The following is a 12,665-nucleotide window of genomic DNA, read 5'->3' as shown; positions in this document are numbered from 1 at the left end:
TCACCGACGGCCGCCGGTCCGACCAGGGCAGCGCCTGCTCCAGGGTGCGGGAGACCTGCAGCAGCAGGTCTTCCCGCCACGGCGCGGCCACCAGCTGGACACCGACCGGCAGGCCGCTGGCGTCACCTGGGTCTGGTGCACGCTCTTCGCGTAGGTCCAGGAATCGACCGCCTTCGCGGCTTCGCGCTGTGCCCGGTTGTGCGGCTCGACGCGGTCCGGGTCGACCAGCGGGACGCCCGCGCTGGCGACGTTCCAGACCTTCATGAACGTCGAGATCAGCTCGTCGGACGTCGGCCGCGGAAGCGATTTGTCGACAAGGTGGTGTCTTCCAGCGCGCGAAGAGTTTTGTCGACCGCGGCCAGGCAAGCCGGGTCGACCGGGAGGCCGTCGATCAGCGACGTGGTGAGGACGCCGATCCGCATGCCAGTCGGTGCTTCTGTATTCAGAGCGTCGGCGAGCGACCGCGTGGGCGTCGGCTGCGGTGTCGGCCAGCGTCCGGCTGACGACGCCGCTGGTCGCGAAGCCCTCGACCTCCACCACGGCGTTCGTGACCAGGCCGCGGGTCGGCTTCAATCCGACGAGACCGGTGCACGAAGCCGGGATGCGGATGGATCCGCCGCCGTCCTCCGCGTGCGCGATCGGGGTCATCGAGATGTCGGTGGCCAACGAGCCGTAGGTGGTCGGCCAGCCCGCGACGTGGACGAGGTCCTTGATCGGCAGCGGCACCCCGTGGAACGGCGGCAGTTCCTCCGGCGCGGAGTGCACCACAGCGTCCGCAGCGGTTCTCGCGGCGACACGGACCTCGTCGTCGGCGCCGCTATCCGGGCAGCTCGGGCTCAGCCCGAAACGCGCCGCGCAACTGGTCCGACCACGCCGTGCACCGGCTCGCCGCTGGCGGAAGCCCGGCGTCGGTGGCGGCGGAGAGCGGGTACGTCGACCAGTCGCACCTGCACCACGAGGTCAAAGCCTTCGCTGGAGTGACCCCGTCCGCGGCCGCGAGCGCGCCGTGGCTCGCGGTCGACGAGGTCGCCTGGTCTCGCCCCCACTGCGCGAACGGGTGACCGCAGTAGGCATGATCGCGGGGTGACTTCCCTCCGGCCCCCCGCTGTCGCGCTGCGCCGGTGGCTAGACGACGCCGCGACCCGGCGGCGGACAGTGTTCCTGCTGGTCCTCGCCTCGATCGCGGTGGCGGCGACGATTCTGTGGCTCGTGTGCACGATGTGGCCGCTCGACCTGGAGATCTACCGGTCCGGCGCGCGAGCGCTGGCGCAGGGTGAGGACGTTTACGGCCCGCTCCCGCCGACTCGCGCCGGGCTGATCCTGCCGTTCATCTACCCGCCCTTCGCGGCCGTCGTGTTCCTGATCTTCGCCGCGATGCCGCTGCCGCTGAGCGCGATGCTGATGCTCGCCGTTTCGCTGGCGGCGCTGTGCGGAACGGTCTACGTCGTGCTCCGGCCGCACGCCCGACGACGGACCGCGGTGCTGGCCGCGCTGCTGATCGGGGCCGGGTCGCTGGCGTTCGAGCCGGTCCGCGAAACGTTGTGGTTCGGGCAAATCAACCTGCTGCTGATGGCGCTCGTGGTGCTCGACTGCCTCGGCCCCCGGACTCGGCTTCCCCGCGGCGTCCTGCTGGGCCTCGCCGCCGCCATGAAGATCACCCCGGCCGGGTTCCTGCTGTTCTTCCTGCTGAAAAAGGACTTCCGCGCGGCCGTGACCACGGTCATCACGTTCGTGCTCGCCGGGGTGGCCGGATTCGTGATCGCGCCGGACGCGTCGGCGAAGTACTGGTTCGGCGGCGGCCTGACCGGTGCGTCCGGCATGAGCGGATCGATTTTCGCGACAAACCAGACCATCCAGGGCGCGGTGCACCGATTCGGGCTTCCGGAAACGCCGACGCTGCTCCTGGTCGCGGTGCTGACCCTGGCCGCACTCGCGCTGGCCATTCCGGCGATGCTGCGCGCCGACCCGCGGATGGCGTTCCTGCTCAACACCGCGCTGATCCTGGTGTGTTCGCCGATTTCGTGGTCGCACCACTGGGTGTGGATCGTGCCCGCGCTCGTGCTGTTCGCCGCTCGCGTGCACACCCGGCTCGCCGTTGCCGGGTTGGCTGCGGTGGCGGCGATTTTCGTGATCGCGCCGCACGCGTGGCTGCCGAAGAACGGGTACCTGGAGCTGTCCTGGGGACCGGTCGAGCACGTGGTCGGCAACAGTTACTTGTTGCTGGCGCTGGGTTTTCTGGGCTGGCAGTTCTGCTCGACGCGCCGTCAAACCGCCGCGGTCTGAGCCAGCAACGGCTCCGGCAACGGGTCCGCGTGGATTACGCGCAAGGTGCTGACCGCTCGGGTGAGCGCGACGTACAACCGTTGCAGCCCACGCTCTTCCGCCGCCACGATGCGCGCGGGTTCGACCACCAGGACCGTGTCGTACTCCAGACCCTTCGCCAAACTCACCGGTGCCAACGTGATCCGGGCGGTTCCTTCGGTGCCCAGCACCGTATGGTCCAGCCCGCGCTCGATGAGGGCCCGCTGCAGCTCAGGGACATCCGCGTCCGCGGCCAGCAGCCCGATCGAGCCTTCCTGCCCTAGCGCTTTCGCGCAAGCATCGACCGCAGTGGAAACCGGCTCGTCCGTTTCGGTCAGGTGCAACGCGTCCGCGGAATGCCGGAATGACGTGGGATTGCGCAGCTCCGGCGCGATGTGCGGGAGCAGTCGAGCCGCGAAGTCGAGAACATCCGCCGGAACGCGGTAGCCGTGCGTGAGTTCTTCGATCCGTCCGCCTTGCCGATCCAGGTGAGTCAGCACGGTCGTCCAATCGCGGACCGCGGACGGACTGGTCGCCTGCGCGACGTCGCCGAGAACCGTGCACGCGCCGGCCAGCCTGCGCGCGATCGCCCGCAGGTGCATCGGGCTGAGGTCCTGCGCCTCGTCGACCACGACGTGCCCGAGCTTCGGCGGCCGTTCGAGCAACGCCGCGACCTCGTCCAGCAACGCCAGATCGAGCGTCGACCAGGTCATCGCCTTACGACTGCGCGGCCGCGGACGGATCAGGGCTTCCTGTTCCTCCGCAGTCAGAATTCCGTCGGCCGCTTCGGCGAGAAGTGCTTTCTCGGTAAGCAACTCGTAGACCAACCGGACAGGTTCGACGGCAGGCCACATGTCGCGAACCGCCTTGGTGATAGCGGCGTTGCGACGAAGCTGCTGCAGGGTCGCGCTCGTGCCGCCGGACCGCTCCATCTCGCGCAGCACCCGATGCGCGAGCCGTTGGGCGAGCAATTCGCGCCCCGCGCGGTAATCCGCGCCGCGGCTGAGGATTTCCGCGAGTTCCTCGGCGATGTCCTCCGGATACAGCCGCCAGGTCCGATGCTGGTGCTTCACCTCGAGCGTCCGGTCGACCGGCTGGATCCGCGCCCACAACTGCCGCCGGACGACCTCCGCCATCCGGACGTCGCCCTTGATCCGCGCCGTTCGCGGGCTGTCGACGTACCCGACCGAGTGGCCCGCCCCGGTCAATTCGTCAATCGTGGCTTGGGAAACCGCCACCTCGCCGAGCGCCGGAAGCACGCCCGCGATGTACGCGAGAAACGCCCGGTTCGGCCCGATCACCGCGACCCCGCCGGCCTTCTGCAACCGCACCCGCTCGGTGTAAAGCAGATACGCGAGCCGATGCAGACCGACCGCGGTTTTGCCGGTGCCCGGTGCGCCCTGAATGCAGATGGTCCGATCGACCGGCGCGCGAACGAGCCGCATCTGGTCCGGCTGGATCGTCGCGACGATGTCGCGCATCGGCCCCTGCCTCGGCCGCTCGATCTCCGCGGTGAGCAGCCGATTCGCCGCCGAACCCGGCCGATCGAGCGGTTCGTCCTCGTACGCGCTGAGCACTCCGGACTGGTCGAACCCGTACCGCCGCCGGACCCGCACTCCCATCGGATGCTCGTGATCGGCTTCGTAAAACGCTCTGGCGAGCGGGGCCCGCCAATCGATCACCAGAGGTTCGCCGTCGTCATCACGAATTCCTCTGCGCCCCAGGTAAACCAGGTCGTGCTCCGGCGACCGGGTATGCGACCCGCGCGGAGCCTCGTAAACCTCGCCGGGCGGATAGTCGAGGCGGCCGAAGAAGAGCGGTGCGTCGTCGATATCCGCTAGCTCCTCGGCGATCTCGATGCGAAACTGCCGGAGGACGTGGTTGAAGTATTTGTCGTCGACCGCGTCGCCCTCGCCCGTTCCCGTCGCGATCGCGGCCTTGATCTCCGCTCGCATGCGGTCCAGCTCCGCGTGACAGGCCTGGAGATACTCGCGCTCCGCCCAGATCTCTGGTTCCACTTCCCCGCCCCCGTTTCTTGACTAAGTTAAATATACAACCGAGTCAAGTTTTTATCCGGGTTCGAGTTCCGGCTAGGCTGACGCCCGTGTCAGGACTGCGCGAGCGCAAACGCCACCGCACGAGGGAAACCATCGCCTCGGCGGCGCTGCGGCTGTTCCGGGAAGCCGGCTTCGACGGGGTGTCGGTAGCCGACATCGCCGCCGCGGCCGAGATCTCGAAGCCGACGCTGTTCGCGTACTTCCCGACGAAGGAAGACCTGGTCATCCACCAGTTTGTCGACGACAACGGCCCTGCGGAGGTCGTCCGTGCCCGGGCTGATGGAGTGTCGGCGCTGTCCGCGCTGGAACGGTCCTTCCTGGACCGCCTGGCCGAGCGCGACCCGCTGACCGGCCTGAACGACTCGCCGGACACGATCACCTGCCACACGTTGCTGTACTCGACCCCGGCCTTGCTGGCCCGCCTTGCCACGTACCGGCTGGAGAAGGAGCAGGACCTGGTGGACGAACTGCAGTCGTCGTGCGGCATCGAGGACGAGTTCACCGCCCGGTTGGCGGCCGCGCAAATCTTCGGGGCGCAGCGGATCTTGGGGTTCCACAACGCCCGGGAGATCCGCGGGGGCCGAAGCGCGGACGAGACGTATCCGGATGCGGTGGCCCGGGCGAAGTCGGCTTATCGGATGCTGCGGGAAGGGCTGTCTTCGCTTCGGTGACTCGGTCCGCGGGGTGTCCTTCTTCGCCTCGATATCCCCGGCACCCGACCGTCCCGCCTAGTTCACTGCAATTGGCCCCTGCTCCGCTCTTCCCTGTGCGTTCAGCTGACGATGTCCGCCAGCCGGGCCACTTCGTCCACGTCGTCAGTCACCGGCATGAAGATCAACTCGTCCACGCCCAGCTCGGCGAACTCCGCGATGGACTTCTTCACCATCTCCGGAGACGTGCAGGGCACGACACTGTCCGCGACTTCTTTCGGAGCCAACCGGTAAAAGTCCCGCACGTTCGCCAGCCCGGCATCGACGTCTCCCAACACGAAGTACGCCAACGAAACCAGCCGCGGCCGTCCCTCCCGGCCGCCCTCGCGCCAGGCACGTTTCGCCGCTTCGAACAACGGCGCGCTCGCCGCCGCCTGCCCCGAACCCGCGATGTATCCCGTTCCCCATCGCACCATCCGCCGCAGCGCCTGCTCGGTATAGCCGCCGAACAACATCGGCACCTGCCGGGTCCCGCTCGGCACCGCCGCGTTCTCGCCGCGCGGCTTGCCGCCCCATACCTCGCGGTAAATCTCCAGGTCGGCGTCGAACCGCGCGCCCCGGCCACGCGCCCCCAGCCCAGGCACGGTGAACTCTTCCTCCCGCAGCCCCACCCCCGCGCCGAACGTCAGCCGGTGTCCGGAAACCCCGTCGATGCCCGCGATTTCCTTGGCCAGCAACGCCGCCGGCCAGGTCGGCGCGAGCAACACGCCGCTGAGCAGCCCGATCCGCGTCGTCGCCCCGGCCGCGGCCGCCAGCGCGACCGTGTCGCTCACCCCGGGATACGCGTACCTGCCGATCGTCGCCAGCGAAGAAAAGCCCGCCTTCTCCGCTCGCGCCGCCCACCGCGGCACGACCGCGGGGTCGACATCGCGCACTTGATTCGGAAGCCCTATGCCGATTCGCACCCGATTGATCCTCTCGAACTGTTGCGAGCCCCAGCCTTGAATGACAGCATGCTGTCATGTCTGACAAGCTAGCGATACGACAGCATGCTGTCAAGAAGGCCTGCGACGCCTATAACGACCTGATGGAGGAGGTCATCCGGCTCTCCGACGTCCTGGAAGCGGTCGGCAACGGCATCGCCCGCCCGACGGGACTGAGCGTCGCGCGGTACCAGGTGCTGGCCGCGGTCGAAAAGGAAGCCGCCCCGGTCGCGGCGATCGCCACCCGGCTGGGCCACACGAGGCAAAGCGTCCAGCGAGTCGCCGATCTGCTGGTCGACGACGACCTGGCCCGGTATCGCCCGAACCCCGCGCACCAGCGCGCCAAACTGCTCGAGGTCACCCCGACCGGCCGGGCGGCTTTGCACCGAATGCAAGCGGCGTACGAAGATCTGGCGCTCCGCACGACTGACGGCCTTGACCTGGAACGCCTCGAACTCGCCCGGCAGACCCTCATCGAACTGCAACACCGATTGCGATCCGAATTGCCCTCCTGATCATTAGGCTGGCGTCGCCGGAAGCCACGCCGAGGAGAAACCCGCGATGCGCAAGAGAAAAACACTGCCGAAGAACTTCGGTGAAATGCTGACCTCGGCGTCGCTCGCCGAACTCCAGGCAGTGTTCCGGCGCACCGAGTTGGACGCCCGCGGCGGCTACGGCAAGGCGACCGCGCTCGGTTTTCTCGACTGCCCGGACGAACTCATCGCCTGGCTGGCCGGCCAAGGCCTCGACGTAGACGCGGCCGACCACTACGGCGAGACTCCACTGTGGACTCGTGCCCAAGCCGGGCACTCAGCACAGATCCCGCTGCTGCTTTCGCTCGGCGCGGACATCGAACGACCCCGCGCGCACAGCGGCACTCCGCTGCACGGCGCGACCAGCGGGCAGCGTGCGGAGACCGTGCGAGTTTTGCTCGAACACGGGGCGAACATCCACGCCACGATCGACGGCAGGCCTGGCCGCACCCCGCTCCTGCACGGCCTGCGGCACACGGAGAACATCGATATCGCCGAAATGGCCGAAACCGCGGCGCTGCTCCTCGAAGCCGGCGCGCCGGTGACGGACGAAGCGCGCGATCTCGTCCGCCGGATCGGCGCCAACTTCGAGTTCCACCGCACGCGTTTCAGCCGCGATCTCCTGGACGCGACCGACGCCGGGCTGCGCGAGTTGTACCGCTTGTTTGACGTCGAACCGGTCCCGCCGCGACTGATCCACGACGGCACCTCCCCGATCGAGATGCCCGACGGCACCTGGCAGAAGCAGCACGAGCTGCTGTGGGAACTGCTCGTCCCGTCCGGGGGCGCGGCGGAAACCGTGCAGGGAGAAGCGATCCGCGTATCAGGAAAGGTCGCTCGCGAGATCCTCGGCAACGGCGGCGTGAACTGGGATCGCGCCTTCCGCGCCATGATCGACGCGCTCCCCGGCTACTTCGCGTCGGGCACCCCGCTGCCCGACGCCGAACTTCACGAAGCACAGGCCCTCGCCAAACGCACCCGCTCCGGCAACGGCGACGACGACGAACTCGCCCGGCTGTCCGAACTCGCCGTCGCGTGGGTCCGGCTCAACCCGGCCCCGTTGCCGTTGGCTTCTCCCAAATACGACCGTTAGCCGGACAGCACCGCGCCCAACTGGGTGGCCAGCCACCGTTCGAACGCCGCGGGTGTCCATCCGCAGCGCCGAACTAGCCGGTCATAGGACCTCGGGCGCGGTCAGCGTCCAGACGGCGTCGACCGTCTCGTCGAAGCCGAATCTGCGCGACGGCAGGAGCCCGCGCTCGGCGAGGCCGCGGAGGCTGTTCGTGTTGCCCTTTCTGCGTTCGGAATCAATGGTCGCGACGAAGGCCTCCACCACCTTGTCGCCACCGGGACCGTGTTGTACACCGTCTGCGGACTGACCCCCGCCGCCTCGGCGAGCCCGGTGATCGTCATGCCCGCGTAGCCTCCGCCGCCGAGCAGCAGGTCACGGGCGGTCCGCACGATGTGCGCACGGGTCCGCCTGCGCCTTCTCCTCCCGCTGCGGAGCGCTGTACTGCCTTGCCACGGACGACCGGGTCGTCATCCGCGCGACCGCCACCGGCACCGGCGTCGACGCGATTCACGGGCCAGGCACGGAAGGCAAGCCCTACCGGATGACCACGGTGCACATCTACCGCACCGAAGGACTTTTGCTCGCCGAACACTGGGGCGTCCGAGACGAACTCGGCGCCCGCATCCAACTCGGCGCGCTGCCCGCCCTTGCCCCGCAAGGCACCTGATCCGGATCAGGCGGGCGCCTTCGCGGACAGGCCATGCGAAAGGCTGCGCACCATCCGATACCGCCGGACCCCGCTGCCCCGCACTCCCGGAAACTCCTGCACCTTCCGCCATTCGTCGGACTCTCCGACCGTGCCCCGGCCGGACCGCGCCAGCGCGTCGCGATGGGACTGTTCGTCCGTCCACTCCGCATAGTTGAGCACCCGGGTCCCGTCGGTGCTGACGTGGAAGTGCCCGGAGATCCCGCCCGGCGCGGGCTTTTCCTCACTGGACAACGCGTCGAACACGGTGTCCACCCAACGCCGCTGCCGCTGCGCGTCCGCGCCCTCGAACTCGACGCTCACTACGACAATGCAGCCGGGAACCGTCGCGTCGTCCCGATTTCCGCTGCGGTACAACCGGTATTCCACCGGATCACCCCCGGAGATGCCGCGGACGAACTCGGGATCAGCTGAGTTCTCGGTCCACTGGGTATAGACCAGCGACTCTTCTCCCTCGGTACTGGCCAGCGCATGAAACGAAATCAAGCCCTCAGGCCACGGCTCTTTCTCCAGCCGCGCAAGGATTTCCGCCGCCTCCACGGTCGTTTCGGCAACCAGCGCGGCGGCGAAGTCCGAGCGCGCGAAGTCAGGCCGGTTGATAGTCATTGAAGGTCCCTTCGAGATCAGTGCTGACTCTCCAAGGATGAAACTTCAAGGGAAGTTGAAGTCAAGCCGATTGCCCCCGGCCACGTGGATCTGGCGCTCAAGGTGGGCCGCCACGTGGTCACCATCTCGGCGTTTCGCAGCGAGGACTACCAGCCGCCCGCGCTCAACCAGGTATTCGGCGAGGCCATTTCCCGATCATCGACCGGCTGAAACCGGTCCCGTAACGCACGAATCCCCGTCCGGCGCGGGCCGGACGGGGACTGCGGTGGACCTGAGGGGAATCGAACCCCTGACCCCCGCCTTGCAAAGGCGGTGCTCTACCAATTGAGCTACAGGCCCGGTGCGGACCGGGGTCCGCGAAGCATGACGTCAGTTGCGCGAGGCGTCCGCGGCCTTGACCGGCGCGCTGCCGTTCGCCGACGGGGCGGCAGGCGTGGTGGCCTCACGCCACAGGTCAGCCTCGGCCTTGGCCGCCTTGTTCCGCTTGACGACGAACAGGACGCCGCCCGCGACGACCGCGAGTGCCAACAGCTTCTTCACCTGAAGCCCCCTTCTGAGTGCTTGCGCTACCCCACGATGCTACCGGACCCGCCGCGCGTCCCGTCCAGCGGTTCCGTCTCTCGTTCCACGTGGAACACCGGGAATATCCGGAGTGAGCGGTCCGTTGAACCCGACGGCCCTCGCGGCCACGCAACACTCAGCCCTGCCGGTCCTTCTCTTCCCGGCAGGGCTGACTCGTCTCCGCGAGCCGAGCGCGGGTACCCGCGAGACCCGATTCGACCAGGTCAGGGCGGTCGTTCTGCACTCCGTACGCCACCTCGTACCACGGACCCAGCTGGTTCCACGCCCACGCGCGCCGACGCAGTTCCGGAGTGACTTCGTACTCCTCGGAGAACGCCTCGACGCATTCCGCCGACGTCCAGTGCAGCAACCACGCCAGGTCCCGCGCGGGGTCGCCGATACCCACGTCGGTCCAGTCGATCACGCCGCTCAACCGGCCGTCCCGCTTCAACACATGCTCCGGTCCGAGGTCGGCATGGATGACGGTGTCTGCTGGATAATCTCGGACCTCCGCCAGCAGCGCGCGCCCGCGCTCCGCCAGCGGGCCAAGCAACGGCGGAACCGCATCGAGCGCCAGAACTTCCGGCTCGGCACCGAGTTCGCGCGCCTTGGCCGCGTCCGCACTGTGCAACGCATGAAGGAAGCGGCCGAGCACGCGACCGTCCTCGGCGGTCAACTCCGCCGGCTCGCCCGGCACCAGTTCATGCCGGACGACCAACGGATTTTCCCGCCACACCAACGGAATCGGCACCGCCACCGGCAACTGCGGAGCCAGCCACGGCAAGACCCGCGTCTCCCGCAGCAGCCAGGCGCGCACCTCGTCCCGTTTGGGCCGTCGTTCAACCCAACGTCCGTCGACCAGAGTCGCGACGCTGTCCCACCCCTCGCCCAGTTCCTCGCCGGTCACGCCGGACGACCGAGCGCGAACTCAATCTCCGAAATCTGCCCGCTGCCAAGGGAAAGCGTGCCGACCAGCTCCCCGATTCGTTGCCGTTGCGCGGCAGTCGGCCGGGAATACATCGGCAGCTCCAGCCGGTCGCGAAACGCCCCGGACTCCAGGTCGACGATCACCGCTTCCCAGCCGCCGAGGCTCCGGTGCAGCCACCATCCCCGACGCTGAACCACCGGGTCCGCGGAATCCTTCAGCACCGCCAAATCCGCGAGCGACCACAGCCGCGGACTGCTGCTGAGCACGTCCCCCGCCAACCGGGCCGCCCGCGAGTCCTCGCCGGCCATTTCCCGCAGCAGCCAAGGCACCTCCGAGGCAACAGCTTTCCCGCGCAGCAACGACAATCCGATCTTCTTCAACGCCAGATCCGCACTCCGCGCAAGCTCGACGATCTCCGCCCGGTCCAGCTCGGACCCAGCCTCCGCCAGCCCGACGTACCCACGAGCCCGCACCAGCGGCCCGGCAGCAGAACGCGCGACCGCCGCGTAAACCTCGACCGGATCCCGTCCCATTTCCTGCCACCGCAGTCGCGCCCACATCCGCACCAGCACCGACCGGTCGACCAGAAGTCGTTCCACGTCAACGGGATCGAGCTGCTCCGCAGTCAGCTTCACCAACCCCAGCACCCGGCTCTCCGCGGAGCGGCCGCGCAGCAACGACTCGGCGATGACGTCCGGCGCCGCCGACTCGGCGATCACGTGGATCAACTGCCGCCGCACGACCTGGTCCCGTTCCCGCGGCAGCATCCGGACCGCGTCCGCCAAGCCGAGCAGTCCGGTTTCGAAGCTGCGCCGGAACGCGGTCCGCCGGACGTCGAGGTCCTCCGAACTCCGCAGGTACTTCCACACCGACGCCTCGCCATGCGCGTCCACCAGCGCACGCAGATAGCGGCCGAGTACCCCCGAGCCCCGGCCACGCTGCGAAATCCGCTGCAACACCGGCACGATCCGCTCCGCCTGCGCCAACGTCGTACGCCGCAGCACCTCTTGTTCGGCCAGCTCGCGGACCTCGTCGACGTGGTCGGTGACCCGGACCGCCAACGCCCGGTCGCTCACCACTCCAGATGACGCGCACAACACCCGAACGGCCTGCTCGCGAAGCCGGCCGTCGGGGTGCAGCGAAGCCAGCGCCGCGACAACCGGCGCGGCGTTCTTCAGCTTCCAGTCGCGAGCCCGCCCCAGCACCGGCACCGGATAACGGGACTGGCGGGCGTAGTAGTCGATCCGCAGCAACTCGCGCGCGGTCGCCGATGCGAGCCAGGCCTCGGCTTCGGCCAGACCGGACGGAAAACGCCGGTTGGCCGCGGCGAGGCTCAACTGCTCGCGGATCTGCGCTGGAGTCTGCATGCGGATGATTCTCGCGAGGACCCCACCGGACGGTCATCCGAAATACCAGAAAGGCCGGTCCGCGACTGCGAACCGGCCTTCCGGAAATGTGGGCCCACCAGGACTTGAACCTGGGACCTCTTCGTTATCAGCGAAGCGCTCTAACCACCTGAGCTATGGGCCCGTCGAACGAGGAGAACTCTACCGGACCCCTCATCCGCCCTTGCAACCGGGTTACTCTCGCTCCGAGAGCGTGACCTCCAGGCCGCCGGCGAGGTCCGCCGACACGTTGTAGATGAACGCGCTCACCGTGGCCAGCGCGGACACCAGCACGATGTTGATCGCCCCGAGAATGGCCGCGATGCCGAACACGCGACCGGCGCTGATCAGCGGGTCCGGCGACGCGTTCGCGCCCTCGCCGCCGACCAGGGACGAGTACGTGCCGTTCAGCTTGTCCCACACGCCCATGCCGTCGAGCACCGTGTAGAGCACGCCGACCGCGACCAGCCAGACGAAGAACATCGCGACGCCGAGCACCAGTGCCAGCTTCAGCACCGACCACGGGTCGAACCGCTTGATCTGCAGGCTCGCCCGCCGCGGGCCCCGGCCGGGACGGCGCAGCGCGCTCGGCGTCGGCCGGGTGCGGCCCGCGGGCGGCACGTCGGCCGCCGCCGGCGGCGGAGCCTCGCCTCCGAAGAGCCGGGGCGCCGCCGAGCCGGTCACCGGGTAGTCGTTCTCGGCCGCGGCGGCCGGTTCCGGAGCCGCGGTGGGCACGTCCTCGGTCGCGATCCGCGCCGTGGCCATGGCCTCGGAGTCGCCGCCGCCGTCCTTGGCGGTGCGCTGCCAGGGCGGGTTGGCCGACGCGTCGTCGGCCTTGTCGGATGGTGCCACGTTGAGTCAGTCCTTACCCGTGCGTGGGGCG

General features: G+C 68.7%; 16 protein-coding genes and 2 tRNA genes. 7 read left to right on the top strand and 11 right to left on the bottom strand.

The window, feature by feature from the left end; genetic code table 11:
- Window positions 1-840 carry an amidase family protein gene (locus CU254_RS43400; protein WP_255409895.1) on the bottom strand — a complete coding sequence of 280 codons (840 nt, stop codon included), beginning with the start codon at window positions 838-840 and terminating at the stop codon, window positions 1-3.
- Window positions 841-875: 35 nt separating this feature from the next.
- Here CU254_RS43400 and CU254_RS39340 point away from each other — a divergent pair, with 35 nt between their 5' ends.
- Complete coding sequence (locus CU254_RS39340) at window positions 876-1,061, top strand: AraC family transcriptional regulator (protein WP_009085506.1); 186 nt, start codon at window positions 876-878, stop codon at window positions 1,059-1,061.
- A gap of 22 nt (window positions 1,062-1,083) precedes the next feature.
- A complete protein-coding gene (locus CU254_RS39335) occupies window positions 1,084-2,283 on the top strand; it encodes a glycosyltransferase 87 family protein (protein WP_009085504.1) in 1,200 nt (399 codons plus the stop codon).
- On the opposite strand, the gene CU254_RS39330 is transcribed toward CU254_RS39335, so the two are convergent.
- Window positions 2,265-4,319: an AAA family ATPase gene (locus CU254_RS39330; RefSeq protein ID WP_009085502.1), complete on the bottom strand. Its 2,055-nt coding sequence runs from the start codon at window positions 4,317-4,319 to the stop codon at window positions 2,265-2,267. The genes CU254_RS39335 and CU254_RS39330 overlap by 19 nt on opposite strands.
- A gap of 86 nt (window positions 4,320-4,405) precedes the next feature.
- Here CU254_RS39330 and CU254_RS39325 point away from each other — a divergent pair, with 86 nt between their 5' ends.
- Window positions 4,406-5,029: a TetR/AcrR family transcriptional regulator gene (locus CU254_RS39325; RefSeq protein ID WP_009085496.1), complete on the top strand. Its 624-nt coding sequence runs from the start codon at window positions 4,406-4,408 to the stop codon at window positions 5,027-5,029.
- A gap of 101 nt (window positions 5,030-5,130) precedes the next feature.
- On the opposite strand, the gene CU254_RS39320 is transcribed toward CU254_RS39325, so the two are convergent.
- Window positions 5,131-5,973 carry an LLM class flavin-dependent oxidoreductase gene (locus tag CU254_RS39320; protein WP_009085489.1) on the bottom strand — a complete coding sequence of 281 codons (843 nt, stop codon included), beginning with the start codon at window positions 5,971-5,973 and terminating at the stop codon, window positions 5,131-5,133.
- 56 nt (window positions 5,974-6,029) lie between these two features.
- Between CU254_RS39320 and CU254_RS39315 the strand changes: the two genes are divergently transcribed.
- Entirely contained in the window at window positions 6,030-6,506 is a 477-nt protein-coding gene (locus CU254_RS39315) for a MarR family winged helix-turn-helix transcriptional regulator (protein WP_009085488.1), read from the top strand.
- Window positions 6,507-6,552: 46 nt separating this feature from the next.
- A complete protein-coding gene (locus tag CU254_RS39310) occupies window positions 6,553-7,617 on the top strand; it encodes an ankyrin repeat domain-containing protein (protein ID WP_009085487.1) in 1,065 nt (354 codons plus the stop codon).
- Between the two features lie 81 nt (window positions 7,618-7,698).
- Here the strand turns inward: CU254_RS39310 and CU254_RS43395 are convergent, their stop codons facing one another.
- Window positions 7,699-7,860 (bottom strand): hypothetical protein, encoded by a 162-nt coding sequence (locus CU254_RS43395; protein ID WP_009085486.1) that lies wholly within the window; start codon window positions 7,858-7,860, stop codon window positions 7,699-7,701.
- 172 nt (window positions 7,861-8,032) lie between these two features.
- On the opposite strand from CU254_RS43395, the gene CU254_RS39305 reads away from it, so the two are divergent.
- Entirely contained in the window at window positions 8,033-8,263 is a 231-nt protein-coding gene (locus tag CU254_RS39305) for an ester cyclase (RefSeq protein WP_078561220.1), read from the top strand.
- 6 nt (window positions 8,264-8,269) lie between these two features.
- Here the strand turns inward: CU254_RS39305 and CU254_RS39300 are convergent, their stop codons facing one another.
- Window positions 8,270-8,908 (bottom strand): antibiotic biosynthesis monooxygenase, encoded by a 639-nt coding sequence (locus CU254_RS39300; protein ID WP_009085485.1) that lies wholly within the window; start codon window positions 8,906-8,908, stop codon window positions 8,270-8,272.
- 84 nt (window positions 8,909-8,992) lie between these two features.
- On the opposite strand from CU254_RS39300, the gene CU254_RS44735 reads away from it, so the two are divergent.
- On the top strand, window positions 8,993-9,118 hold the full coding sequence (locus tag CU254_RS44735) for a hypothetical protein (RefSeq protein ID WP_255409793.1): 126 nt from the start codon (window positions 8,993-8,995) through the stop codon (window positions 9,116-9,118).
- 56 nt (window positions 9,119-9,174) lie between these two features.
- Here the strand turns inward: CU254_RS44735 and CU254_RS39295 are convergent.
- The 6 genes from CU254_RS39295 to CU254_RS39270 all read right to left on the bottom strand — a co-directional run bounded on the left by CU254_RS39295 (window position 9,175) and on the right by CU254_RS39270 (window position 12,634).
- Window positions 9,175-9,247: transfer RNA gene (locus CU254_RS39295), tRNA-Ala, on the bottom strand.
- Window positions 9,248-9,277: 30 nt separating this feature from the next.
- Window positions 9,278-9,448, bottom strand: a complete 171-nt coding sequence (locus CU254_RS39290) for a DLW-39 family protein (RefSeq protein ID WP_009085484.1) — start codon at window positions 9,446-9,448, stop codon at window positions 9,278-9,280.
- 157 nt (window positions 9,449-9,605) lie between these two features.
- Window positions 9,606-10,376 (bottom strand): phosphotransferase, encoded by a 771-nt coding sequence (locus CU254_RS39285; protein ID WP_009085483.1) that lies wholly within the window; start codon window positions 10,374-10,376, stop codon window positions 9,606-9,608.
- On the bottom strand, window positions 10,373-11,764 hold the full coding sequence (locus tag CU254_RS39280) for a hypothetical protein (RefSeq protein ID WP_009085482.1): 1,392 nt from the start codon (window positions 11,762-11,764) through the stop codon (window positions 10,373-10,375). The genes CU254_RS39285 and CU254_RS39280 overlap by 4 nt, the downstream gene beginning before the upstream one ends.
- Window positions 11,765-11,853: 89 nt before the next feature.
- Window positions 11,854-11,927: transfer RNA gene (locus tag CU254_RS39275), tRNA-Ile, on the bottom strand.
- Between the two features lie 50 nt (window positions 11,928-11,977).
- Window positions 11,978-12,634 carry a DUF3566 domain-containing protein gene (locus CU254_RS39270; RefSeq protein ID WP_009085480.1) on the bottom strand — a complete coding sequence of 219 codons (657 nt, stop codon included), beginning with the start codon at window positions 12,632-12,634 and terminating at the stop codon, window positions 11,978-11,980.
- Window positions 12,635-12,665: the final 31 nt, after the last annotated feature.

This window comes from Amycolatopsis sp. AA4, assembly GCF_002796545.1.
In the GTDB taxonomy this organism is placed as follows: domain Bacteria; phylum Actinomycetota; class Actinomycetes; order Mycobacteriales; family Pseudonocardiaceae; genus Amycolatopsis.
The sequence above is the reverse complement of the archived record's forward strand: the minus strand, read 5'-3'. Positions and strand labels throughout refer to the sequence as shown.